Origin of the sequence: Chitinophaga sp. 22308, from assembly GCF_052045305.1 — a bacterium.
In the GTDB taxonomy this organism is placed as follows: Bacteria; Bacteroidota; Bacteroidia; order Chitinophagales; family Chitinophagaceae; genus Chitinophaga; species Chitinophaga varians_A.
Genome location: NZ_JBQEOP010000002.1, coordinates 669,649 through 696,234, shown reverse-complemented (window position 1 = coordinate 696,234; position 26,586 = coordinate 669,649). Strand labels below are relative to the sequence as shown.

The window sequence follows — 26,586 nt, the reverse complement described above, 5'->3', positions numbered from 1 at the left end:
TTTTTATGTTTACTGTGGTACAACAGGAGTTATAAATTTTTATATCGCTGCAACGCTTCCAGAAAATAATAATCTGCATATACCAGCGGCACATCGATCTCATTATTATGCGGAATGCTGCCAACGCTGTGCATGAGGATAAAATGGCCATTGGCTCCTTCAGGCGCACGATAAGCCGGACTGCCCAGCACATGCAACATGTCAATGGCGGCCTGACGGTATTTTGCGCCCTTGGCAGCATCTACATAACCACTCAGCTCAAACAGCGCTGAAGCCACAATAGCGGCGGCAGACACATCACGGTATTTTGTTTTTACGTTGACGGCGTTGGACCGCACCCCTGGGGCGTATCCTTTTTCCTGTGCGTTAAAATCCCAATAGGGCACTTTGTCTTTCGGCAGGTTTTTGCTGTTGAGGAACCAGTCGGCCATACCTGTGGCAGTTTTCAGGAAGCGCGGATCTTTTGTTTCCCGGTAGATCATGGTAAAACCATAAATACCCCAGGCTTGGCCACGCGCCCAGGTGGAATTATCTGCATATCCTTGTGCCGTTTCCCGCGCCAGCACTTTGCCATTGGTGGTATCGTAACATACTACGTGATACGAACTATAGTCCGGCCGTATCTGGTTATGCATGGCCGTCTCTGCGTGACTGACAGCGATGTGCCGGAAGCTGGTATCACCGGTTACTTTGGATGCGAAGAACAGCAATTCCAGGTTCATGAGGTTATCGATGATCACCGGATAGCGGTACACCTCTTCTCCATGCCAGGATTTAAAGGCATTCCAGGATTTAATGCTTTTGGTGACGGGGTTGTAGCGGGTGCTGAGCGAACGTGCGCCCTGCACCAGGATGTCGCGGTAAGCTGGGTTGCCGGTCAACCGATAGGCGTTGCCATAGCTGCAATACATCATAAACCCCAGGTCGTGGTGCTGCGTAAAATGTTGCAGCGGCGCCAGTTTTTCTGTCCAGCGGACTGCCCGCTGCTGCAGCACCGGGTCTTTTGTCAACTCATATGCATACCAGAGCGAGCCGGGGAAAAAGCCGGGCGTCCAGTCGTACATGGAGGTAGTGGTCATCTTCCCGGCTTTATCAGTGGTCCGGGGAAAAGCCAGGCTGTCGCGGGTTTCCGTTTCATGCAACATGTGCGTCAACTGCTGCCGCGCAAAGCCGGTATTACTGTTGATAAAATCCTTTTCTGTAAAAGTGGTGTAAGCCGTCAGTCCTGCGGCTACCGCCAAACAAAGCCATGGTTTCATAATTCTTATGGTGTCACTTTAATGATAAATTCACGGATAGAGCTTTTTTCCTCGTCCACTGTATGGTTGTAGGCGATGAAAGTAGCCCGGTATACTCCCGGGGCCGGATATACGTAAACATACTCCGTTTTGTCCGGTTCGTTGATGCTTTTTACGCCGGTGCTGACATCGGGCGCTATGCGGCCCACGTATAGCGGCCTGGTGATGATCCAGCTGGTATTGGTAGCGGCGGACGCATTGCCGCCGGTGATTTTAAGATCGGTGGCGGAGGGTGTCCAGCGGCCATTGGCGGGGTCCCATACGTTACCGTAACGTGTCCAGTACGCCACATCAGCCGCCACGGTGCTGAGAGCTATGTTCCGGTCTGCCAGTACATTGTTTACGGAGAAATCAGTGATCGTCCAGCTACGTTGAGTCGTCCCCGTTACACCGCTGTATTTGAACGCGATAAACAGCGAGTCATTGGCATTGCCCACCAGGTCTGTAAGATCCGCTGTGCCAAAAGGCACCACGGTAGCGCTGGTGGCCAATTTACCGCGGGAACTGATATCTTTCCAGGCAGCATTCACCACGGAAGCGGAATCAAAACCGGGCAGGTTATTGGTGGCCAGCACCTGCAACGTGTTGGTTTGTGCGCCAAACTCCGATTTGGAAGAGAAGCTCAGCGTCACTTTGCCGAGTTGATAAGTGGTTGAACGGCTGTCGTACCGTTTGCCTGTTTCACCGGAATAAAAAGCGATGTTGCCGACGGAGCCGTTGAATTGAAACCGGGTGGAGTCACCGAGGCGGTACACAAAAGTATCGGCCACCCGGCGGGCCGGGTCCAGGGACACGCCAAAGTCCGGCCTGTCTACCTGCATTTTCTTGGAACAGGCCACGGCAGCCAATGCGAAGAGTATGATGAGTGATTTTTTCATGTGTGTTGATTTTTGAATTACCAGCCTTCGTTCTGTACCAGTAAACGGTTAAGGTTAAGTTCATAGGTCGGTTTGGGCAGCAGCACATGACGCTGGCTTACGTTACGGATGCCCTGCAGCCCGTTGGGATTGCCGGTGGCCGTTACGCCGGCGCCATTGCTGGTGGCCCAGGCGGCGAACTCCTGCATGTCTGCCACAAAATGCCCCCAGCGTATCAGGTCTGCCTTGCGCAATGCTTCAAAACACAGCTCCCGCATTCTTTCATCGCGGATGGCCAGCTGGAATGCTTCTTTGCTTAGGCCGGGCGTCAGGTCGGATTCAGTACCGGTAGTAATGGTGGCAGTGGCGGTAGCCGCTGCGCCGGCATAAGTGAATACCGCTCCGGTCACCGCAGCGCTGGAAGCGCCGCTGGTATGCGTGGGCGCCGTGTTGGTAGAAGTGCCTGCTGTAGTAACGGTGTACAGATTAGCGCCATTGGTGACCTGCATACCGGTGGCATAGCTGACACCTGGCGTCCAGAAAGTGCCCACTACCACTACCGGCGCAGAAGAATAATAAGCACCAGGCGTTAATGCACCGGGACTGGTAAGATAGATGCCCGTTACTTTACCGCTGGTGAGGATGGCGGTGGCTGTAGCGCCGTTACCCCCGCCGCCGGTGATGGTGACAACCGGCGGTACGGTATACCCCGAGCCGTCATTCACAATGGAAACAGACTTCACCACGTTGCCGTTCAGCAGGCCGTAACCTCTTTTACGCACCTGGTTGATATACGTATAGGCGTTAGCGGGGCCATTCACATAGTTCTCTGCTTCGGCGCGCATCAGCAATACATCGGAGTAACGGATCATCGGCCAGTTGATATTATACGTACCTGCGACACCGTTAGTATTGCGGATAGACTGCGGCACATATTCCCTTCTGAACTTACCGGCGCACATCTGCCAGATATTAGGCCTGGCGGCTTTTACGCGGGGATTGGTGCCATTGTAAATATAATTGGCGCAGTTCCAGTCACGACGGATATCCAGCGAAGCCTTGTTAGGCGTGGCAGTACTGTTAGGATCAACTTCGTAGGCGTCAAACAGTTTTTTAGTCACCCATACCCAGGCGGCGGCATTATAGGAGGTGGAATCTGCAGCAGTAAGGGCCGACTGTATGCCTACGAAGTTGCCGATATCATTGCCGGACTTATTGACCACCCCCGCGGCAGCGCCCAGTGAGCCCAGCTCCCAGATATTCTCTTTCACATCGTACAGGTCTTTGGCCAGGTTGATAAATATCTGGCGGTAGTCAGGGTTCAATGCATGAAGGCCGGAATTGATCACTTTATCGGTATAGGTAATGACGTCCTGGTATTTGGCGGTATTGTTCTGCGGATAACCAGCCCAGTAGATATATACCCTTGCCAGCATGGCCTGTACGGCGGTCAACGTCACCACGTCATTAAATTTCGCCTGTACTACGGTATAATCTTTCAGCAGCGCCTCTGCGTCTTTCATATCTTTCTCTACCTGCGCATACACCTCCGCCTGTTTGGCCGGGGCCATGTTTACTTCGTTGATAGCGAGCGGGCGCAGTACCAGTGGCACATCACCATAATTACTGGTAAGAATAAAATAGAAGAAACCTCTGAGAAACAGCGCCTGTCCCTTGAGGATATTACGCTTGCCCTGGTCCATCGCCGGTTTGTCGATGTTCTGCAACAACACATTGATGTTGTTGATGCCCACATAGGCATACTTCCAGATATTGGCCACATGCACCAGCGACGCGTCATAGTTGTAACGCAGGCCGCGGGCATCGCCATCGGCAGTGCGGTTGGCCATCACTTCGTCGGTGGTGGACACGAAGTTGAAGCCCATCACCTGCGCATACAGCTCCGGGCGCATCAGGTCACTGTATACGCCGTTCAGCGCCTGTTGCAGCTGGACTTCATTCTGGTAATAATTGTCGGGCGTATAAAAATCCGTCGGTTTGGTATCGAGGAATTTATTGCAGGCAGTAAGTCCTGCTATGGCGATACATGCGAAAATGCAGATACGTTTCATGTTCATCGTTTTAGAAGGTTACGTTTAAGCCGGTCACATAAGACAGTGAATGCGGATAGGCGGCGTAATCAAATCCGGGTGTGAGGTTGCCGGGCCTGGCGCTTACTTCGGGGTCCATACCGGAGTATTTGGTCCAGGTGTATATGTTCTGCGCGGAACCGTAAATACGTATGCCCTTTATTTTAGCACGTTTCAGCCAGGCGCCGGGGAAATTATACCCGAGCGATACGGTCCGCAGCTTCAGATAAGATCCATCTTCCACCACACGGGACGAGTAAGCGGCATTGCCCATGCCACCGGCGCGGAACAGCGTATTACTGGGATTGGTCGGCGTCCAGCGGTCTTTGTAGGTGGCAAACTGGTTCAGGTTGGGATTGTTGACGATACCACCTTCAAACACGTAGCGGTTGGCGTTGATAATATCATTGCCGTAAGACCATTGCAGCAGGATGTTCAGATCAAAATTGCGGTAACGGAAATCGTTGCTGAAACCGCCTGTATGTTTAGGGAGACCGCTGCCAATGATCGTATAGTCCTGGTTGTTCACCTGTAAGTCGCCGTTCAGGTCTTTGTATTTGATATCACCCGGACGGATCGCGTTCCGTGCGGCGCCATTGGTGGGCACCTCCGGCTTCAGCAGATAGGTACCGTTGGGCATCACATCAAAATCAGCGTACTGATATACGCCATCGAACACCAGGCCGTACATTTCACCAAGCGGCCTTCCGATCACAGAGATATAAGGGAACAGCCCGGAGTAAGTGGTATTGAAGAAAGTACCGGAGCCGGAAAGGATAGACTGCTGCCCTTCTGCCAGTGATAATATCTTGTTTTGATTGAAGCTGATGTTAAAGTTGCTGTTCCAGGTGAAGTCTTTTTTATCGACCACGGTACCGGCCAGCGTGATTTCGAGGCCCCTGTTCTGTAATTTGCCGACGTTTTTAAAACCCTGTGCGCTCTCAATGCCATGTGCATAGGGCAATGCAGCCAACAGCAGCAGGTCTTTGGTGGTCCGCTGATAGACGTCTACCGTGAGGCTAAGCCTGTTTTTCAGGAAAGCCAGGTCCAGGCCGATATTGGTCTGTTCATTGGTTTCCCAACGCAGATTGGGATTGGCGGCAGTAGACATCACCGCGCCGATGCCCAACGGACCGTTGCCCGTGGAATACCAGTACTGCATATTGGTCAGCGACAGCTGTGACAGGTAGGCAAAATCGGTCACGCGGTTGTTACCGGAAGCGCCATATCCCAGCCTGATTTTAGCATCGGAAATAAAGCGGAGGTCTTTCATGAACGCTTCGCTGCTGAAACGCCAGGCGGCCGATACGGCGGGGAAATAGCCCCATCTGTTGCCGGGCGCAAATTTGGAGGAGCCGTCCGCGCGAACAGAAGCGGCAAAGAGGTATTTGGAGTTATAATCGTAGTTGACCCGCAGCGCTCCAGAGGCCATGGTCCACCGGGAACTCAGCGATATCAGCGAGGTGTTGGCCGGTGCGGCCAGGTCCAGCGCGTCCATGCCGAGGTCTTCGTTGGGTACCTGGTTGGCAGAGAACTTACGCCGCGACATTTTGTAGCCCTGCGCTTCAAATACACCCAACACCGTCAGGTTATGCACCTTGTTCCAGCGCTTACGATACGTGAGCGCATTCTCGGAACGCCACAATGAAGTAGGTATGTACTCTACGCTGCCGTTGACACCATTGGAATTCCACTTGCTGCCTGACTGTGTTTTGGAATTATTGAAGATATCGGTCCCGTTATTCACGGTGTTGATACCACCAGCGATACGCAGGGTAAGGTCTTTGGTAATGGCATATTCCGCATATGCGTTGGCGATAAGGTTGTTGACCCTCGTCACGGTATACTGGTTCTGTATATTCTGTAAGGGGTTCACCCGGTAGTCCTGGTTATTGGCGATCTCATTGCCAGGGTCATAAAAATCATCGATCAGGTTCGCTGCACTGTCTCTCCCCGCAATACTGTTGGTAGGCCGGAAACCCCATACGGAATAGAGCGTGGTGGCGGAAGCGTAAAAGTTGGTGGCGGAAACAGGGATACCATAACTTTCGTTATAGGCATAGTTGGCGTTGATGCCAACTTTCAGCTTGCTGCTCACGGTCTGGTCCAGCGAGAAACGGCCCTGGTAACGCTTAAACCCGCTGTTGATGATGATACCTCTCTGGTTGTTAAAATTGCCCGATATCGAATACCGGGTTTTATCGTTACCGCCGCGTACAGCGATATCATGGTTCTGGTTCTGTCCAACACGATAAATATAATCCTGCATGTCGATGGCTTCTTTGTTGCGGTAGTCTTCCAGTTTCACGCCGCCGGCGAGATAAATGGAATCATACATCGACGGATTAACATCGCCTACATACCGCACAAACTCATAAGCGTTCAGCAGCGGTATTTTCTTAGGGATCTGCTGCCAGCCATAGTAGCCGTTGTAGGTTACCTGTGGCGCGCCTGATTTGCCTTTTTTGGTGGTGATAAGAATTACGCCGTTGGAACCACGGGCGCCGTAAATGGCCGTGGCAGAGGCATCTTTTAATACATCGATGGATTCGATGTCAGCAGGACTGATGGCGTTGGCGTTGGAACTTTCCGTAGGAAAACCATCGATCACGTACAGCGGCGAGTTGTCTTGCGTGATGGAGCCGGCGCCACGGATCACAATATTGGCAATGGAGCCGGGTTGCCCGTCGTTGCTGGCTACCGCCACACCGGCCACACGGCCGGCCAGCGCCTCATCGAATGACTTCACCGGCGCTTTCTCAAACTCCTTCATGTTCACACTGCCCACAGAACCGGTCAGGTCTTTACGTTGCACAGACGCATATCCTACTACCACCACATCGTTAAGCGTACCTACACGGTCCTTTAGCTGAACCTTGTACTCGGTCCGGTTATCTACCGGTTGCTCTGTTTTTTCAAACCCGATAAAAGTAAATACCAGCGTGGCGCCCGGCGCGGCGGCAATCACAAAACGGCCCGCATCATTGGTACTGGTGCCCGTTTTGTCATTTTTCACCATTACGGTCACGCCTACCAGCGGATTACCGTCTTTGTCCTTCACTATACCGGACACGGTCTTTTTTTGTTGCGCGAAAAGGGAAAGCGGCACTATCAATACCCACATGATCCCCACTAGAAAACTAATGAAGGCGAAGCGGGATAGTCTTCCCTTACAGGATGATTGGCATCTCATATTCATAAGAGTGGAATTGAAAGGAATTCTGGTTGACGCACAAATATGTTGTAACGCGGTCAGATTGCAGGGGGACAATCCTAAATGAATGGGGTGAATTTTATAAATCCCCCTTCAACCTACTGATTATCAAAATAATAAAAACATCTTCCGGGATAAAAAAATCCCACGGGGGTGTATACAATGCTTATATTAGAGCATGATTTGGCGGTGTTTCCTGTTCTTATGCCTGTTGGTCCCGGCTGTATTTTTTCAAAGCAGCGGGCAGGACATCACATTTTCACACCTTACGGTAGAAGACGGCCTGTCACACAACGCAGGGCTGTCTATCATACAGGACCAGCAGGGATTCCTCTGGGTAGGTACCCATTATGGCCTCAACCGGTACGACGGTTTCCGTTTCAAAATATACCGCTACCATGCAGAAGACAGCACTTCCCTGCCGGACAATCAGATCATGACCATGTACCGCGACCGCCACAATACCCTGTGGATAGGCACTACCGGCGGACTGGCCAAATACGACCCGGTACATGACCGCTTTGAACGCATAACACTGGAACCCCCTCCCCGCCGTACCAATATCAACTGTATTTATGAAGACAGTAAAGGCCGTCGCTGGGTAGGCGCCAACAACGGGCTTTTCCTCCAGGATGGTAAACGATTGGTACAGTTCACACCGGGAAAAATTGCCGGCCACGTAGTGAAATGCGTGTACGAAGACCGCCACGGCAATATCTGGATAGGCACCAATAAAGGCCTTACTAAAATGACCGGCGACAAAACAGAGACCTTCCGGCATGAAGACGGGCAAACGTCAGGTCCCGCGATGAACTTCATCACCGCCATCACAGAAGATAAGTCCGGCCGCTTGTGGATTGCCACCCAAACCGGCGGTATTAATATATATGATCCGGCCACCGGTCGTTTTTCGTTACTGGCCCAGCCCGCGATCATTAATAATATAGTCAGGCGCATAGTCCCCGACAAAGCCGGTAACATGTGGATCGGCACACAGGAAGGCCTCAGCATTATAGATCCCGTCACCATGAGCGGCCGCCACTACCAGCAGGAGCCGCACAACAACAACAGCCTTAGCCAGAACTCTATCCACAGTATTTATGAAGATAACAATGGCACCATCTGGATAGGTACCTACTTCGGCGGTGTGAACATGGTGCGCCCCGATGGCGGCTCGTTTACCGCCTGGCAGCAGCATCCGCCCCTGGACGGCATCAGCAACAACGTGATCAGCAGCATACACGAAGATGCCCGCCACAATTACTGGATAGGCACAGAGGGCGGCGGCCTCAATTATTATGACCGTGCCACCGGCCGCTTCACCTATTATAAACATGAGGTCAACAATGCCGCCAGCCTCGGTTCCAACCTGGTGAAGGTGGTGTATGAAGACAAAGACCACCATATCTGGACCGGCACCCACGGCGGTGGGCTGAACCTGTTGCAGAACGGCGGTTTCAGACGTTATCTCTATAACCCTAAAGACCCCGGCACCTTTTCAGGGGAGGTGACCTCCGTGCTGGAAGACAGCCGGGACCGGTTCTGGGTAGGCACCAACGTGCAGCTGTATTTGTTCCACCGCAAAGGCATTGAACTGGAGCAGCAGGCAGACACCGTGATCATGGGCATCGCCAGGCGGCAGTCTGTCCGTTATATCCTGGAAGATACCCGTCACCGCATCCTGGTAGGCACCATCAGCGGCCTGTATGTGCTGGAAGGGGATTCCGCGCGGGTATTACAACAGGGATATATCAATTCCATCCAGGAAGATTCAAAACACAATATCTGGGTAAGCCTGTATTTCGGAGGGCTGGTCAGATACAACGCCGACCTGCAACAAACAACACATTACAGGGATAAAGACGGCCTGCCGAACGACAATGTGCTGGGGCTGTTGGAAGATGACCAGCATTATCTGTGGATCAGCACCCATAACGGGCTGGCCCGACTGGACCCCGCCCGTAACAAGTTCCAGACGTATACCGTCAGCGATGGCATTGCCGGCAACGTGTTCAACTACAACTCTTTCCTGCGCGACAGTCGGGGTGAATTCCTCTTCGGCGGGTATAACGGCATCACCAGTTTCTACCCGGAAAAAATCATCACCAACACCCATCCCTCGCCGATCCGCTTTACCGGCCTGCGTTTGTTCAACAACCCGGTGGGCATCGGTCAAAAAGATGGCCTGCTGGAAAAAGATATCAGTCATACCCGGGCGCTGCGCTTCCAATACAACCAGGATGTGTTCACCCTGGAATTTGCGTTGCTCAATTATATCAAAAGCAACAAAAACCGCTACGCCTACCGGCTGGAGGGCGGTGACGGCAACTGGATAGAGACTGCCAATCCCGCCGTCACTTACACCAATTTATCGTCCGGCCATTATACATTCTGGGTGAAAGGCGCCAACAATGATGGCATATGGAGCGAACCCGCCAAAATGGAGATCACCATCCTTCCCCCTTTCTGGCGCACCTGGTGGGCCTATGCCATTTATGCGGTTGGTGTCATTTTGCTGATATTCCTCGTTACCCGTTTCTTTTTCCTCTGGGCCCTGCTGCACAAAGAAGAAGAACTGCACCAGGTGAAACTGAATTTCTTCACCCATGTATCTCATGAAATCAGGACACACCTTACCTTATTGCTGGTGCCGGTAGAGAAAATGATAGACACCCTGAAGAAGGACGACCCGTTACAGGCCACGCTGTCGCAGCTCCGTAACAACGCCGACCGGCTGCTGAAGCTGGTGAATGAGCTGATGGATTTCCGCAAGGCGGAGACCAACCATCTGACGCTGCATGTGCAGGAACAGGACCTGATACCCTTCCTCGATCAGATCTACAGCAGTTTCCGGGAGCTGTCGCTGGACCGTAATATCAGCATCGCTTTCCGGCATGATGTGGAACATGCGCTGGTTTACTTCGACCGGGAACAGCTGGAGAAAGTGTTCTTCAACCTGCTGACCAACGCCTTTAAATTCACGCCCGACGGCGGCCGTATACAACTGCATGTGTCCCAGGTAAAACAAAACATGGTGATCACCGTCACCGATAACGGTCGCGGTATCGCTCCCGAATACCTGGACAAGCTGTTCACCAATTTCTTCCAGGTACAGGACCATGGCCTGCAAAACACCGGTTACGGTATCGGGCTGGCGTTGTCCAAAAATATTGTGGAGCAACACAAAGGCACACTGACAGTAGAAAGTGAACCCTCTGCCGCAGAGCAAGAAGGGCGTACCTGCTTTACCGTTAGTCTTCCTTTGGGCTTCCGGCATTTCGGGGGCACGCAGCACACCGTTGGCGGAGGTCCCGCGCTGCCGGCCGCGCCGCTGAAAATGCCATTGTCCGCAGAAGCAGCAGATATCGTTACTACAGATGCCCCGCAACCTTTTACCGTTCTCATTGTGGAAGATAATCCGGAGCTGCGCGCCCTTATCCGTCAAACCTTCCAGGAACAATACAAGGTACTGGAAAGTGAAAACGGGGCCGCCGGCCTGGCTGCCGCCACCACACAGATCCCCGATATTATTATCAGCGATGTGATGATGCCGGAAATGGACGGGCTGCAATTCTGCACAGCCCTTAAAACAGACGAACGCACCAGTCACATTCCGGTGGTGCTGCTCACCGCCAAAAGTTCACAGGCCGATCATGTGAGCGGCCTCGAAACCGGCGCCGATCTGTATCTCACCAAACCATTCAGTACCAGGGTGCTGGCACTGAATGTCCGTAACCTGATCGCCTCCCGTGAAAAGATGCGCGAACGTTACAGCCGGCAGCTGCAAACGGAAACAGTCGTCCCCGACCCGTTGCCCAACAGCCTGGACAATGCTTTCCTGGAAAAAGTCATAGCGCTCGTCGAAGAACATATGGACGATCCGGACTTCGGTGTGGAGATGCTGGCCCGCAAGGTGGCCATGAGCCAGCCGGTGCTGTATAAGAAACTGAAGGCCGTCACCAATATGTCGGTAAATGACTTTGTGAAATCGCTGCGCCTTAAAAAAGCCGCGGCATTAATCCGTACCCGTCAGCATACCGTCTACCAGGTTGCCTATATGGTGGGGTACAACGACCGTAAATATTTCTCCCGGGAGTTCAAAAAACAGTTCGGGAAAACACCTTCTGAGTTCGCGGAAACGCCGGAATTGTGAAAATTCCCCCTATTCTCTCTGAAAAACCACCCCGCTGCCAGCGCCGGTATCCGTAGATTTGTTACAAATCCCACTGTTATGAAGATGAAAATTCTACTCCTTGTCGGGCTGCTGTTCCATACCTTCGGCGCAATGGCCCAAACGGAATATACCACCATCATGGACCGTATCCGGGAGGAGCTGCTTGCGCAGGCCTCCAACACCACCACGCTGGACAACAACGTCACCGCCACGCTGGCCACCTTACAGGCCAACGGCTCCTGGCCCGATGTGAGTTACGCCTACAGCTCCACCACCTACACAGCAGACACACATATCAACCGGGTGAAAGCCTTCGCGCAAGCCTATACGAAACCGGCCAGCTCCTACTACCACAGCGCCACGCTGTTTACCGCGATGGTCAACGCACTGACCTACTGGAACACCACCGATCCCAAAAGCTGGAACTGGTACCATAACGATATCTCCAATCCACAACGTATCGGCGAAATACTGATTATGCTGGAGACGGCGCCTCAAAGCCTGGGCAGCCTGCGCAACGCGCTGCTTACCCAGATGAGCCGCGGCAATCCCACCAAACAGACCGGGGCCAACAAGCTGGACGAAGCCACCCACTTCATGTACCGTTCCTGCCTTACCGCCAATGATTCATTGATGCAGTATAGTGTGAACGAAGCCTTTTACCCGCTGGTGCTCACCACCGCGGAAGGCATACAGCACGATTACTCCTACCAGCAACACGGGCCGCAACTGTACATCTATGGTTATGGCTCCGTGTTCGTTGACGGCGAGATAAAAGTAGCCTACTACCTGCGAAGCACCTCCTATGCGCTCTCAGGTAGCAAACTGGACATCTTCAGCGGCTTTGTACGTAATGGTTTCCTCAAAGCCATGCGCTCCAAATACATCGACTTCGGCACCAATGGCCGCAGTATCAGCCGGGAGAACAATCTCCAGGTGGGCGTTACCAGCCTGCTGCAAAAACTTAAAGTGCTGGACACCGCCAACGTGGCCGAGTACGACGATAACATCGCACGGCTCAACGGTACCCAGCCGCCGGGGTATCAGCTGCCCGCCCTGCATACGCATTTCTGGCGCTCCGACTATACGCTGCATCATCGTACCGGCTACCTGTTCGGCCTGCACCTCACTTCTACCCGCACTGCCAAACAGGAAAACGGCAACGGCGAAAACCTGAAAGGTTACTACCTCTCTGACGGGTCCACCCATATTGCCGTCAACGGCAATGACTATTATAATATTCCGCCGGTATGGGATTGGAGCCATATCCCCGGAACAACGGTGCCATATATCACCACTTTCCCGGTACGGTCCCCGTGGGGCGTCAATTTCGGTACGACGGCCTTTGCAGGCGGCGTGTCTGACTCGCTGTACGGCGTGTCTGCCCTGCAGTTCTCCGACTACAGCACGCAAGCACGCAAAGCCTGGTTCTTCTTTGATAAAGAAGTGGTTTGCCTAGGCGCCGGCATCACCTCTACGGCAGCACAGCCCATTAACACTACGGTGAACCAATGCCTGCTCAACGGCACCGTTTCCGCGAAAATCAACGGCGCCGTCAGCACCATCAGCAACGGCACATACAGTTACAACAATACCCTCAAATGGATCACGCATAACGGTATCAGTTATTATTTCCCTGCCGGCGGACAGCTACAACTGAGCATGCAATCGCAGTCAGGCACCTGGAGAAGTATCAACAACAGCGGCAGTACTACCATACAGAACATGAACGTGTTCCAGCTATGGCTGGACCATAGCACCGCGCCGGCGAACGGCAGCTATGCTTACTACGTGCTTCCCGGGCAGGACATGAACACCTACGATACCACCGCCGTACGGATAGAACAGAACACCGCCGATATACAGGCCGTATACCACGCGGGGCTTAACATCCGGCAACTGGTGTTTTACCAGGCAGGCACCTTTCATAAAGATTCCGTGACCATTACGGTTGACCGGCCTTGTGCCCTGCTGCTGCGCGGTATCGGATCTACAGATGTGACAGTGTCTGTGGCAGATCCTGCGCAGTCTTCCGCACCGGTCAATATTCACCTGACCTTGCCAGGCATTGCGCAAACGCGCCAGCTGGCAGCCAGCCTGCCTTCCGGCCCCTATGCCGGTTCCACAGCGGTGTATCATGTCAATAATAACACACCGGTGTATTCCGCGTCCACCGTTACTGCCATAGCAGACGCTTATGTCAGAGGCGGCACCTATAACAATACCAACTACGGCACCGGCAGCCTCGTACTGAAACAGGACGCAGGCACCAGCTACAACCGGGAAATATTTCTGAAGTTCAACGTTAGCGGCCTGCCGGCAGGCACCAACCAGGTGAAGCTGCGCATGTATGTGAATTATGCCAATACCGGCATCGCCACCGTGCCCTGGATCGCCCAGTACGTGAGCAACGACAGCTGGACGGAATCCGGCATCACCGACAGCAACAAACCTGCTGTCATCAAAGCGGTAGATACCATCACCGGACGCGGTGCAGGCAATTTCGCAGAATGGGAGGTGACAGATATCGCGCTCGCAGAGAAGGCGGCAGATGGCATCCTGACACTGAAACTGGTGTCCGGGCTTGCAGGGTCCACAACAGACGCTATCTTCACCTCCCGCGAAGGCAGCGACTCCACCCAGCGGCCGGTACTGGTTTGCAGCAACAACAACACCGCCTTTCAGGCCATGATGACAGGGCATGAGGCCTCCACCAGTAACGTGACGCTTTCCCCTAACCCTGCAAACGATTACATACGGGTACAAACGGCAACGCCCTGGCAACAGGCAGAGCTGCGGGATGCAGCAGGTAAAGTGCTGCGGACAGAAAAACTGAATGGACGGCAACAGTTTGAAGTACCGCTGGCCAATGTACGGCCCGGCATGTATTGGCTGGTACTGAGCGGCCAGGGAAAACAGATCGTTAAGAAGGTAGTGAAGCTGTGATCAACTTTCTTTGGGCGGGTATTCAATGCCCGCCTCCTTAATTAAATCATAGCCATATTTCATGATCGTCTCTATGACAGGAATGGTTTTCTTTCCTTTCTCCGTCAGGCTGTACTCCACTTTTGGCGGCACTACCGGATGAACCATTCTGCTGATCAGGTCTTTGTTTTCCAGCTCTCTCAACTGGCTGGTCAGCATTTTATCTGTAATATGCGGGATGTCTTTTTTCAGTTCACTGAACCGTAGCGGCTTCTCCTGCAAACGCCATAGTATAGGCATCTTCCACGTTCCACCGATATGGCCCAACGCAAATTCGATCGGTGTGTAATACAACCTTTTATCGTGAAAAAATTCAGGCATACGGCTATTTCCCGCTAAAGTACAAAACCTCTCCTGAAAAGGGATACTTACCAAATGGAAAGTGCCTCACTAAATCGTCAGTATACAGTTTTAAGACAGTCACGCTGCAATTTTGCCGGAAAAATTTTTCTATGCGTACTGATAAAGAACTTTGGTTGCTGGCGTTGGGTGTCTTTGGTATTACGACTACGGAATTTGGAGTAATAGGTGTGCTACCGGACATTGCTATCGCCTTTCATGTCACCATCGACAAAGCCGGATGGCTGCTCAGCGCTTTCGCGCTGATCGTGGCATTCTTCGGGCCTTTTATGATGATGCTCTTTTCAAAAATCAACCGGAAGACGTTATTGCTTTTTTCACTGTTGATTTTTGCGGTGGCTAATGTGCTCTCTGCTTTTGCCACCAGTTTCTATCATCTGCTGATCATCAGGATGCTGCCCGCCTTTTTTCATCCGGTTTATTGGTCGATAGCATTGTCGGTAGCTATCAATACCAGTGATAAGCAAAACACCTCCAAAGCGGTCAGTATTATTTTCTCCGGCCTTACCATCGCCACCGTATTGGGCGTGCCTTTGGCCACGTTCATTTCCGCGATGCTCAACTGGCAGGGGGCCTTTCTGATAACGGCTTTTATTAATGTACTGGCCCTCATCGGCGTAAAGATATGGCTACCGCCGGTGACAGCAGGCAGTCCCAAGGTAACCGGGCCACAGACAAACATCTTCCGTAACAGCCTCCTGTGGACCAATTTACTGCTGGCCTTTTTTATCATCACCGCGATGTATTCCACCTACGGATACATGGCGGATTTTCTAAAGCAGGTATCCCACATGCAAGGCGGCACTATCAGTATCATGTTGTTGTTATTCGGACTGGTGGGCATTGGTGGTAATTATCTCGCAGGAAGATATATGAGCAGGCAACCTTACCTCACCACGCTGTTGTTCCTGTTGTTACTGTCAGGAGTGCATCTGCTGTTATATTGGCTGGGCGGCAGTTTCATGCCAATGGTATTGCTGGTTGTTATATGGGGGCTTGTCCATGCCGGCGGTTTTCTGATCAGCAATATACAGGTCACCTCTTCGGCGCCGCAGGCATCAGAACTCATCAACAGTGTTTTTACTTCCTGCGGAAATTTTGCCGTTACGGCCGGCGCGCTGTTAGGCGGGCATTGGATTGCAGGATATGGTATCGCCAATGTCGTCTGGTCCACCGTGGGATGTCTGACAATAGCGATACTCATACTGCTGTTTAAACGTATCAAATATCACAGCCCGGAGCTTTAGCCCCGGGAGCTGTTTATGGTTTGGCCCAGAAAACGTCCGGGTTGTTGGTGACCAAAGTTTTGAAGGAATTCCAGGTAGGACTTTCCGATTTGGTGTTTTGCTGGTTCAATCCATCCAGTGGCACCAGCTGTAGGTAGGTCAGCCATTTGCCCGCCTGCTGCGTTTCCAGGTCATATCCACTGGCAGCGGAAGATTCCAGACGGTAGAGGTTCTTGGCCATATAGTTGTCGAGATATTGTTCTTTAACGGCAGAATTTTTCCGGTTCCAGTTAGCATCGGGGTTCACGATGAGTGTCTGCCCGTTGATCAGCCGCTCGCGTACTTCCTGCGGTCCCAGTACTTCGCCTTTTTCATTCATCACATAGGCGTTGAAGGTAGGGTCCATCCACACCCATTTTTGTTTTTCGGTTGAATATACCATGTTGATCACATGACAATCGTCGAATTTCAGTTCTTTGGGCATGCAGGTCAGGAAGCGGGATTTGAAACCCATTGCGAGGTAACATTCATTCAATACGGTGGCCATCATGCGGCAGTTGACGCCCCGTTTTTCCTTGTTGCACACATCGATAATACCGATGGCGTTCCTTACAGCAGGATTATTACTACTGCCATCATGCCGGATAATATCATGTACCCAGTGCATTAGGTTGATCATTTGGGAGATTTCATTACCATTGCCCGCAATGGAATCCAGTTTAAGTTCCCGGCGAATGCGTTTCAACGCCTCATCATCGGGAGACAGGTAAGTAAATGCCGGCAGTTCCCTTTTATCAGCATAGTTGTATTTTTTAGCCTTTTTCAACATCTCCAGCCGGGAAGGCTGAAATTCCACCCTCGTCAAAGCAGAGTCTTTACCATTCAGGAGGATATAAAAATCCTGCTGCTGGCCGGGCTTTACATGAATGGAAATAGAATCCACATCTGTATAAAAAACCACTTTCTTCGCTGAAGTGCGATAAATGTCCGGTTTTGTTTCCGGCTCGATGGTCCAGGTGTTCTTCATAAAAGTAGGCCCATCTTTTATGCTGACGGTTTTAGAGGTCGCCCGGATGACAGGGACCTTCTGGGCGGATGCGGTGATGCTCCATCCTGCCAGGAGAAGGAATACAGGTAATGATTTCATGGTTTAGATAGATTTAGAACAAACATATGTTGCTCCATAAAGACGACTGGAAACAGAAAAAGTTGCAGCCGTTTACATTATTGTCAAAAAAAAAATTTGGTTTGTCAAGAGCATCCTCATAAGATATCCGGGACTATTTCAATAACGGAACAATCTCTTTTCCGATCAGCTCAATGGAGTTCATGAGCTTATCATGTGGCAGGTTGGCGTTGTCCATCTGAAAGGTGAACCGGCTGATGCCACCCAGTGCTTCGCTATGACGCCTAATTTTCTCCGCCACCTCCTGCGGGCTGCCTACCAGCAAAGCGCCTGAAGGACCGTTCTGCGCGTCAAACTGGGCGCGTGTCACAGGCCCCCAGCCTCTCTCCTTCCCGATGCGGGTAAACACTTCTGCATAGCCCGGGAAAAACTCGTCCCTGGCCTGTTGTGATGTTTGCGCAATATATCCCAGTGAATGCAATCCAACCTTCAACTGTTCTTCGGGGTGGCCCGCCTTGGCGCCGGCTTCGCGGTAGAGGTCCACCAATGGCCTGAACCGGTGCGTTTCCCCACCGATCACCGCCACCATCAAAGGCAGTCCCAGCATGCCTGCCCGTACAAATGACTGTGGCGTACCGCCTACGCCCACCCATATGGGCAACGGCTGCTGCACCGGCCGCGGATAAATAGGCGCATTTTGCAACGGCGCCCTGAATTTCCCGCTCCAGTCCACCCGCTCATGGTCTCTTATCTTTAACAGCAGGTCCAGCTTTTCAGTGAACAAGGCGTCATAATCATCCAGGTTGTACCCGAAAAGCGGGAAGGCCTCAATAAAAGACCCACGGCCTGCCACCATCTCCGCTCTTCCTTTGGAAATAATGTCCAGCGTGGCAAAACTCTGAAACACCCGCACCGGATCGGCAGCACTCAATACCGTTACCGCACTGGTGAGTTTAATGTCTTTTGTACGGGCCGCAGCAGCAGCCAGTATCAGCACTGAGGCCGAATCCAGGAACTCCCGGCGGTGATGCTCCCCCAATCCGAACACTGCCAGGCCAGCCTGGTCTGCCAGGATGATCCGCTCCAGCAGATTGTCCATTTCCTGCATATCAGCTGCCGCATTGTGGCCGCTGCTTTGTGATTTGGTGGCAGCAAAGCTGTCGATACCTATTTCCATGTGGTTTGTTTTAAAGTCAATAAATGCTGGTTGCATCTTTCGGCAGCTGCTGTACATGCTGCATATAAGCCCTTACATTCGCGTCCCAGTCCTCAGGGTAGGTGTAACCCAGCTGCGCAGCTACCAGCCGGGCCATGTCCCTGAAAAGGTCCATGGTAGTGTAAACAGACTGCCATATGCTTTGCAGGTCGCCTTCACTGTAGGTGGCCATGAACTTATCATACACTTCCGGCTCCAGGTAACGCCGGTAATATTTTCCAAACTTGCCCGGGTTTACCGCAAACCGGTAACGGCAACCAATATACCAATTCATCATCTGCATCAGCGCGCCACGTACCACCTGGTTGATCAGCTCTTTGGCCAATACCGCTTCTTCACGCCACAGTCCTTTCGCCAGACCCGCATTCGTGTACCAGAATTCATTGCAGCAGTCTGTATACGAACGTGCTGAAGGTTTTTCCACGATGTAACCGGCGTCACTGGCGGGAGGAAGCGGCTTGTCCGTGAACAGGCCGGCCTTGTCCCAGAGTACTTTACATAAGCTGTCTGCCGTAAAAGCATCGAGTTTGTCCGGTGGCACCATCACCAGGTCTATACGGTTACCATCTTTAAACTGTAACAGATAAGAAAACGCGCCTTCCAGTTCCGGCGCCGGCGGATACAGCTCCATGTCCTCCGGCATCTGCATGATCATTCTCTCCCCGAAAACATCCACCCAGCTATGGTCCTGCAGGAATGGCGTAAGATCATCCACCACATAGATAATATCGAAGTCCTGGAAAATATCCGGTGTCACATTGGGGTTGGAGCGTGATCCGTCCTGTAAGACGGCCAATATCCGCGGGTCTTTTGCGGCTACGCTAAGGATCAGGTCCATCATGGCTGTTTCGCTTCTGCTGGTCATATTATCATCTGTTTGCTCTAATTTAAGGATATCTCATTGAAAGTTGTCCAACAGGTCTCTGCGATAGGTCGTGCCGATGGGCAATATCGTTCCGTCGTCAAGTTCCACCTGTCCGCCGGTTATCTTGCTGATGCGGCTCATGGCCACGATATAGGATTTGTGAATTCTCCTGAACCGGACTTTGTCCAGCTTTTGTTCTATTTCTGTAGTGGTGATTGGGCTGAGGTAAGTAGATTGTTTCGTTACGACTTTCACATAGTTGCCCCAGCTGCGGACATAGGTGATCTGATCGTACATCACCTTCACAATTTCCCCTTCCACTTTCAACATCACAAAAGCGGAGGGCGCCGAATTGGGTTCGTTCGTGGCAGTGGTTTTTGGTCGCAGCCGCGAATATACTGTATCTATAGCCGCCATAAACCGCTGAAAATTGAATGGCTTCACCAGGTAATCCACTACCCGGTATTTATATCCTTCCAATGCATATTCCCGGTAGGCGGTCGTTAGTATTACCAACGGAGGATCAGACATTGTTTCCAACAGTTCCAGCCCGCTCAGTCCCGGCATATTGATATCCAGGAAAATCAAATCCACCCGGTTGTTGTATATATAACCCATGGCTTCCACCGCGGTAAAAAACGATTCGGCCAGTTCCAGGTTATGCAGGTTTTTGATATACTGCTTCAATACAAGGTGGGCGCCTTCTTCATCGTCTACAATAATGCATTTTAAAGTGTTATCCATGTGCTGTCGTATTTAGCCTTAAAGTCAGGGTGGTCCGGTATTCCTGCCCATCAATAGTGCTGACAAGACTATACCGGTGTTTATACAGCATCTCCAGCCGCTCTTTAATGTTGATCAAACCAATACCGGTGGAGCCGCTTTTTAAGGCTTCATCCGGCAACGAATTACGTACATCCACCACCAGGTCGTCTTCATACCGGTAAACACTGATGTTAACATACCATGGATGGCTGATAGTGACACTGTGTTTAAACGCATTTTCCACTAACGTGATCAGGATCAGCGGAGCAACCCTGTATTGGTGCAGTACGGTATCATCCGCCGGGAAATCATAACTGATAAGACATCGTTTTCCGATACGTTCCCGCTCCATGGCAATATAGTTGTCGATGAACTGCAATTCCTCACGTATGGTCACCGTCGGTTTGTTGCCGTTTTCCAGCTGGTACCGCATCAGGTCGGCCAGCTTCAGAATGAGGTCCGGCGTACGTTCCGGCTCCGTAAGGCTTACGCCGTACAGGTTATTGAACATATTAAAGAAGAAATGCGGGTTCAGTTGTGCATGGAGAAATTTGATGTTCATTTCGCTCAGCTTCAACTGCACCTCGCTCCTCTTTTGCAACTCCCTGGAATACTGGCGTACCAGAAAGAGGGAAAGGATGGTCACCGTACTGATGATACAAAGCACAAAGTTATAGGCGATGTTCATTGGAAGAGAAACATCAGGCTCCTGGTAGAACTGCGGGGATATCCAGAAATAGTCAAGGCCAAACAATAACAGGGCGCCAACCAATGTAGATAAGATAAAGGTTAAAAAGTACAAAGCATACCTTTTAGCCATCAACAACGGAAATATCAGGTAGAGGTTAAACTGCGCCTGTCCGTACAGCAGAATAAAAAACACCAGCGCCTGCAGGACCGCCTTCAGAGAGTCCAGTTTTATCCACTCATGCAATATCGTCAGGACAAACATCGCAACAAACACGACCACTTCCTGTAGAAACCTGCTCCGAAGCCAATTTGCCTTATTCTCCATTACCAGCGCTTTAAGTAAAACAAAGCTCACTCATTTTAATACAACCTGCAAAACATCATGACGAACTGCATTGGTCATTATATTCCGGGCCTTGCTCATTCATTTTTTTATGTGGAAACCAAAGTTTCTTGTTTTGCAGATGTTTCAATTATAAACCATGCATTCGGCTATCAAATTACTGTTTTTATCCATTCTATGCATGTTGGCCGCTGAGAGGTCACATGCACAACAACCCTCGTCCCAGCAACCTGACAGCAATACCGTCACCAGCACGAAAAACCTGAACGCCATTACTATCAGCAGCAAAAAGAAGCTGGTGGTAAGCAAAGGCGATAAGCTGATATACAATGCCACCGCAGATATCAGCAACAAGGCCGGCTCCGCCAGCGATGTGCTGCGGAAAGTACCGCTGCTGACCGTGGGCCCCGACGGAGAGGTGAAAATGCGGGGCGACCCGAATATAAAAGTGCTGCTGAACGGGCTGCCGTCGGGCATCTTCGCCAAAAACCTGAAAGAGGCGCTGAAGATGATCCCTGCCAGCAGCATCGCCGCTATTGAAGTGATCACGTCCCCTTCGGCCAAATACGAGGCAGAAGGAGCGGCGGGCGTTATCAATATCATTACCAAAAAGAAAATAAAAGGCACCAGCGTAGAAACCACCGTCAGCGCCGGCAACCTGGAACAGTCTGCCGGTGCGGCACTGAGCACCGTAAAAGGCAATATGGAACTAAGCCTGAGCCTCAATGCCAGCAATCAACGGGAACGAAGAACATCCACCCTTAACAGGACTTCTTTGTTCAATGGCCAACCGGCAGGAGAACTGCTGCAAGAGACGGAAATCATCCAGCATGAACGGGGCCTCTATGGCGACGCCGGCCTTACCTGGCATGCCGACTCCCTGCAAAAAATCAGCACTACCCTTACTTTCTGGAACGGTTCCTGGCCTTCCCGCAGCACGCTGTACAACCGTTACCAGGACAGCAAAAGCAATACTGAATACAATCAGAACAACCGCCAGACCAACAGTTCCGGGTATTATGAGCTCTCTGCCACCTATCAGAAGCGGTTCCGCCGAAAGGTGCAGGAGTTGCAGGTACTGGGCATGGTCAGTAACATCTGCGATCGTTCTGAATATAACACCAACCAATATACGCTGTCGGGTGTGCACTATTTTCGTGAATCCGGGCCTAACAACAGCAAATCATGGGACTTCAGCCTGCAGGCAGATTATACCCATCCGCTGAACAAATCCGGCAGAAATATCCTCGAAACAGGTGTTAAGTTCAGCAGGACCAGCGCCAATACCACTTACAGCGCCAGGAACAACGAGCACAATCCCGGCAGTACCGACCTGGTTGAAATACCTTCCCGCTCCGACCAGATGAAATATTTTCAAAATATTTACGCAGGTTACGTCAGCCTGAAGTTTGAAACTGAAAATAAATGGATGTTCCGAACAGGCCTTCGTTTTGAAGGCACCAGCCTGGGGAGTGAGTTCCGGCGGGCGCCATCATCCTTTGATGCTTCATTCAACAACCTGGTTCCCGGTTTATTGATAGCCAAAACCCTGAATGATCAGCATGATGTGAAATTCAGCTATACAGAACGCATCCGCAGGCCATGGATATGGGACCTCAATCCCTTCGTAAATGCCAGCGACCCGCGTAACCTCACTTCCGGTAACCCGCTGCTGCGGCCCGAAACAACCAGGACACTCGAAGCCGGGTACAACTACAACGCCCCTTCCGGTTTCACCTTAAACAATAGCGTGTATTTCAGCGCCAACAGCAACGCCATCGAAATGCTGACCACCGTAGACAGCCTGGGCATCTCCAGGACCAGTCCACGCAACGTGGCCGCCAACAAGCGGTTAGGCGCCAACATCAACGCCGCCATGGACCTCAGCAGCAACCTGAGTGTCAACGGTGGCGTGGAACTGTACCAGGTATGGTTCAAAAGCGACGCCCTTCAGGTGAAAAATGAAGCCGGCTTCTATTCCTTCAACCTGAATGTGTCCTGGTCCCTCCCTAAAGACTTTACCCTCCAGGCGTCCGGCGACTACAGCAACGGCTACGTGACGCTTCAGGGAAGGAATTCAGCGTCCTGGTCTTACAGTTTCTCCGCTCAAAAGGAATTCCTGGATAAAAGAGCCAGTGTGATGATAGGCATTACCAATCCTTTTCAGAACAGCATGCTGCAACGCAGTACGGCCACAGCTCCCAGCTTCCGCAGCACGGAAGTCAACAACTTCTTTAACCGTGGCTTTCATATCGCCTTCAACTGGAAATTTGGTTCGCTGAAATCCGGTAACAATAGTGAAGAGAAGAAAATGCCGCCGATGGGACGGCATTAGTTGTATTGTTGGCCCTGGCACCGTACCGCTCCTGCAGGCGTGGTACGGTTTTGTTATGAGTGGCTAATGATGCCATCTTAAGTGATATCTTTGCGATGGACATCACAGCCAAAAGGACGAACATGCACGAACAACTAATAAGCCTCATTTCCCAAAGCGCAAAGCTAAGCGAGCGCGACGAAGCCCTGTACAGACAGTACTTTGAGCCGGTGCTTCAGCCCCGGAACCGCGTTATTGAAGAAGAAGGGAAAGTCCCGAAATACCTGTATTTCATCGTTTCCGGGTTTGTCAGGCTGTTCCACTACAATGAAAAAGGCGATGAGGTGACCACGCATATCAATTGCCCTCCCGGCTTTATTACTTCTTACTTTAACTTTATCAATCAGACAGTGTCCGACGAAAACCTGGAATGTATAACTGACTGTGAATTGCTACGGATTACCAAAGACAACCTGGAAGCCCTCACCCGGGAAAGCGCAGCGTTCAAAGACTTCAGTATCCTGGTTTTTCAGCAGTCACTTGCCTATAATGAAAAGCGTTCCAAGGAACTGGCGGCGCTCAGCGCAGAGCAACGGTATAAAAACCTGATGGATGAACATCCAGAAATTCTACATAATGTCCCCTTGCAATACATTGCCTCATTCCTGGGCATGAACCCCAAAAGCCTGAGCAGAATCCGCAAACAGATCATTAGGTAACATTTGCGAAGCGGTGTTAACGGAGCAAGATTGACCTTTGTCCTGTCAATTAAAAACACAGGATATGGAGCAAAAAAAATTAGCCCTTGTTTCCGGCGCAAACGGACATTTAGGCAACAACTTAGTGAGACTTCTTCTCAGCAAAGGAATTCCGGTGAGGGCTTCCGTACGCAGCTTAAAAAACAAGGAGCCTTTTGCAGGCCTGCACTGCGAAGTAGTACAGGCTGATATTACCGACAAAGCATCATTTGTAAGAGCCTTAAAAGGTGTAGATACTTTTTACGCGGTAGGAGCTTCCTTTAAACTCTGGGCCAAAGACCCCCAAAAGGAAATTTACGATGTAAACATCGCAGGAACCCGCAATACCATAGAAGCTGCTGCGGAAGCCGGTGTAAGAAGAATTGTATATGTCAGCTCGATAGCAGCATTGGATTACACGCATCTTCCCACAAAAGAAAGCAACGGTTACAATCCGGACCGCAGAGACATGTATTATAACTCGAAGAACGATGGGGAAAAGCTGGCTTTCGAATTGGCTAAAAAGCATGGTATTGAGTTAGTGGCCGTACTTCCAGCCGCTATGATAGGTCCCGTTGCCTTTGCACCATTGAACGTATCGTACAACATTATCCGTTTGATCCTGCAAAAACAGATCCCGGTTGAAACCAATATCACCTTAAACTGGATCGATGTAAGAGACGTGGCTGAAGGCTGTTATCTTGCTGCCACCAAAGGGAAAAACGGAGAGAGATATATCCTGGCCAGTGAAAAATGTACCTCTATCAAAGAAACCACAAAAATTGCGCAGCAGTTATTCCCGGAACTGAAGTTGAAACTGCCGGTGGCTGTTCCCAGGCCGATATTATACGCCGTAGCCTGGTTAATGGAAACAGGCAGTAAAATAAGCGGCAAAGCGCCCGTGCTAACTACCAAAGACATTGCCATGTTCTCAGGGCTACAGCAGAACTTCGACATATCCAAAGCGCGTACGGAACTGGGGTTTAATCCTAAAAACAGTAGAGACGCCGTAAAGGAAGCAATGCATTACCTTCGCGAAAATGCACATCGGTTAAGCTGACTTTCAATAAAAAACGGGCTGCCTCATACGAGGGGCCCGTTCAACGATGCTGACTACGCACAAATCTGATTGCCGCATACAGTATTGCAAACTGTATAGTTGATGGTCAGGCACAATGTGTTAGGCCGTGAAATAATAGCGCCGCCAACAATTTTTTCCGGTTCATTTACCAGAGAAGCAACTACCATCTTGTCTAAAACCAGCTTCGGCTGCAGGTTAACTTGTTTCTTTTTCATATGTAGAATATTTAAGGTGAGTTACTAAGTTAAACTTTGGCCCCGCACCAAATACGCAGCCATATCGCATCATATCCGCCATGACAGAGCATTTCACAGATTATCTGATCTCTACCCGGAACCCATTAATGATAAATCATTATTAAAACAACACTGGAAAGGTGGAATATATTTTATCTTTAGCGAAAAATAAACGCATACCTATGTTCAAAAAATTATTCCTCTTTCTTTCGTTGTTTTTTGCCTGCCTGAATGCATTTTGCCAAGATCCCAGCACATTCCTCTTTCGCGGAGTCGCTGACAATGGGCTACGCGATACGTGCCTTCAAAACGGCGTATATAACATTATTTATCCCGGTCAGCATGTTTCGACACTACTACAGTACTTTGGTCCCGGTTCTTCCACGGGGAACTTTCAGCTGGAAACATCCTATTTGGGCGAGTTAAAATATCGAAACAAAATTGACGGCAGAGTATGGACCAGATGGAACCGGATATGGACTGGCACAACGGACTCCTGGAATACCGACTATGGCGGAAAAGACCGGCTCTTCCTTCAGGAAAACGGATCTACGCTGATAAAAGGATACGGCGACAAACCATTTGGCGTGTTGGACGGTGCCGGTAACCCCGTCTTTAATGTAGGAAACAATGGATTTGTAGGAATAGGTTCAGAGGCGGTACCCGGTTACAGGCTGGCAGTTGCTGGCACTATCCTGGCCGAAAGAGTTAAAGTAAAAGCCGGCAGCACCTGGCCTGACTATGTTTTCGAAGATGGCTATCAATTGCCATCCCTGCAAAGTGTGGAACAATACATAAAAGCCAACAAACATTTGCCGGACGTGCCATCAGCGGCAGACATCGCAAAAAACGACATCGATGTGGCAGAGATGAATGTCATCCTGTTGAAGAAAGTAGAGGAACTGACACGCTATCTGATTGACCAGCAAAAGAAATACGATGCAGAGATCAGTGACCTGAAAAACCAGGTCAAAACCCTGGCAGAAAAGAAATAAGCTATTTTCAGCAA

General features: G+C 51.0%; 18 protein-coding genes. 7 read left to right on the top strand and 11 right to left on the bottom strand.

Features of this window, described 5'->3' with window-relative positions:
* Window positions 1-29: 29 nt before the first annotated feature.
* From ACTJJS_RS09480 to ACTJJS_RS09465, 4 genes are read right to left on the bottom strand one after another with little or no spacing between them, the layout of a single operon-like run.
* Window positions 30-1,259, bottom strand: a complete 1,230-nt coding sequence (locus tag ACTJJS_RS09480; protein WP_440663468.1) for a glycoside hydrolase family 88 protein — start codon at window positions 1,257-1,259, stop codon at window positions 30-32.
* A 5-nt stretch (window positions 1,260-1,264) separates the two neighbouring features.
* Window positions 1,265-2,176 carry a DUF5017 domain-containing protein gene (locus tag ACTJJS_RS09475; RefSeq protein WP_440663467.1) on the bottom strand — a complete coding sequence of 304 codons (912 nt, stop codon included), beginning with the start codon at window positions 2,174-2,176 and terminating at the stop codon, window positions 1,265-1,267.
* A gap of 17 nt (window positions 2,177-2,193) precedes the next feature.
* On the bottom strand, window positions 2,194-4,227 hold the full coding sequence (locus tag ACTJJS_RS09470; RefSeq protein WP_440663466.1) for a RagB/SusD family nutrient uptake outer membrane protein: 2,034 nt from the start codon (window positions 4,225-4,227) through the stop codon (window positions 2,194-2,196).
* A 10-nt stretch (window positions 4,228-4,237) separates the two neighbouring features.
* Entirely contained in the window at window positions 4,238-7,444 is a 3,207-nt protein-coding gene (locus ACTJJS_RS09465) for a SusC/RagA family TonB-linked outer membrane protein (RefSeq protein ID WP_440663465.1), read from the bottom strand.
* Between the two features lie 193 nt (window positions 7,445-7,637).
* On the opposite strand from ACTJJS_RS09465, the gene ACTJJS_RS09460 reads away from it, so the two are divergent.
* Both ACTJJS_RS09460 and ACTJJS_RS09455 read left to right on the top strand, forming a co-directional pair.
* Window positions 7,638-11,612: a two-component regulator propeller domain-containing protein gene (locus tag ACTJJS_RS09460; protein ID WP_440663464.1), complete on the top strand. Its 3,975-nt coding sequence runs from the start codon at window positions 7,638-7,640 to the stop codon at window positions 11,610-11,612.
* A gap of 78 nt (window positions 11,613-11,690) precedes the next feature.
* Window positions 11,691-14,579, top strand: a complete 2,889-nt coding sequence (locus ACTJJS_RS09455) for a polysaccharide lyase family 8 super-sandwich domain-containing protein (RefSeq protein WP_440663463.1) — start codon at window positions 11,691-11,693, stop codon at window positions 14,577-14,579.
* On the opposite strand, the gene ACTJJS_RS09450 is transcribed toward ACTJJS_RS09455, so the two are convergent.
* A complete protein-coding gene (locus ACTJJS_RS09450) occupies window positions 14,580-14,939 on the bottom strand; it encodes a winged helix-turn-helix transcriptional regulator (RefSeq protein ID WP_343744118.1) in 360 nt (119 codons plus the stop codon).
* Window positions 14,940-15,070: 131 nt separating this feature from the next.
* Between ACTJJS_RS09450 and ACTJJS_RS09445 the strand changes: the two genes are divergently transcribed.
* Window positions 15,071-16,225 (top strand): MFS transporter, encoded by a 1,155-nt coding sequence (locus ACTJJS_RS09445; RefSeq protein ID WP_440663462.1) that lies wholly within the window; start codon window positions 15,071-15,073, stop codon window positions 16,223-16,225.
* A gap of 13 nt (window positions 16,226-16,238) precedes the next feature.
* Here the strand turns inward: ACTJJS_RS09445 and ACTJJS_RS09440 are convergent, their stop codons facing one another.
* The 5 genes from ACTJJS_RS09440 to ACTJJS_RS09420 all read right to left on the bottom strand — a co-directional run bounded on the left by ACTJJS_RS09440 (window position 16,239) and on the right by ACTJJS_RS09420 (window position 21,191).
* Window positions 16,239-17,351, bottom strand: a complete 1,113-nt coding sequence (locus ACTJJS_RS09440) for a transglutaminase domain-containing protein (protein ID WP_440663461.1) — start codon at window positions 17,349-17,351, stop codon at window positions 16,239-16,241.
* A 133-nt stretch (window positions 17,352-17,484) separates the two neighbouring features.
* Entirely contained in the window at window positions 17,485-18,507 is a 1,023-nt protein-coding gene (locus tag ACTJJS_RS09435) for an LLM class flavin-dependent oxidoreductase (protein ID WP_440663460.1), read from the bottom strand.
* A 16-nt stretch (window positions 18,508-18,523) separates the two neighbouring features.
* Window positions 18,524-19,411, bottom strand: a complete 888-nt coding sequence (locus tag ACTJJS_RS09430; RefSeq protein ID WP_440663459.1) for an aminoglycoside 6-adenylyltransferase — start codon at window positions 19,409-19,411, stop codon at window positions 18,524-18,526.
* Between the two features lie 33 nt (window positions 19,412-19,444).
* Window positions 19,445-20,155: a LytR/AlgR family response regulator transcription factor gene (locus tag ACTJJS_RS09425; protein ID WP_440663458.1), complete on the bottom strand. Its 711-nt coding sequence runs from the start codon at window positions 20,153-20,155 to the stop codon at window positions 19,445-19,447.
* Complete coding sequence (locus tag ACTJJS_RS09420; protein ID WP_440663457.1) at window positions 20,148-21,191, bottom strand: sensor histidine kinase; 1,044 nt, start codon at window positions 21,189-21,191, stop codon at window positions 20,148-20,150. Before ACTJJS_RS09420 ends, ACTJJS_RS09425 begins: the two co-directional genes overlap by 8 nt.
* A gap of 199 nt (window positions 21,192-21,390) precedes the next feature.
* On the opposite strand from ACTJJS_RS09420, the gene ACTJJS_RS09415 reads away from it, so the two are divergent.
* The 3 genes from ACTJJS_RS09415 (at window position 21,391) to ACTJJS_RS09405 (ending at window position 25,320) form a co-directional block, all read left to right on the top strand.
* The gene (locus tag ACTJJS_RS09415) at window positions 21,391-23,544 is read left to right on the top strand and encodes an outer membrane beta-barrel family protein (RefSeq protein ID WP_440663456.1); all 2,154 of its coding nucleotides are present in this window, start codon (window positions 21,391-21,393) and stop codon (window positions 23,542-23,544) included.
* Window positions 23,545-23,666: 122 nt separating this feature from the next.
* Window positions 23,667-24,242 (top strand): Crp/Fnr family transcriptional regulator, encoded by a 576-nt coding sequence (locus tag ACTJJS_RS09410; protein WP_440663455.1) that lies wholly within the window; start codon window positions 23,667-23,669, stop codon window positions 24,240-24,242.
* 64 nt (window positions 24,243-24,306) lie between these two features.
* On the top strand, window positions 24,307-25,320 hold the full coding sequence (locus ACTJJS_RS09405) for an NAD-dependent epimerase/dehydratase family protein (protein WP_440663454.1): 1,014 nt from the start codon (window positions 24,307-24,309) through the stop codon (window positions 25,318-25,320).
* A gap of 53 nt (window positions 25,321-25,373) precedes the next feature.
* Here the strand turns inward: ACTJJS_RS09405 and ACTJJS_RS09400 are convergent, their stop codons facing one another.
* Window positions 25,374-25,556 carry a hypothetical protein gene (locus ACTJJS_RS09400; protein WP_440663452.1) on the bottom strand — a complete coding sequence of 61 codons (183 nt, stop codon included), beginning with the start codon at window positions 25,554-25,556 and terminating at the stop codon, window positions 25,374-25,376.
* A 434-nt stretch (window positions 25,557-25,990) separates the two neighbouring features.
* On the opposite strand from ACTJJS_RS09400, the gene ACTJJS_RS09395 reads away from it, so the two are divergent.
* A complete protein-coding gene (locus tag ACTJJS_RS09395) occupies window positions 25,991-26,572 on the top strand; it encodes a hypothetical protein (RefSeq protein ID WP_440663451.1) in 582 nt (193 codons plus the stop codon).
* Window positions 26,573-26,586 lie beyond the last annotated feature (14 nt).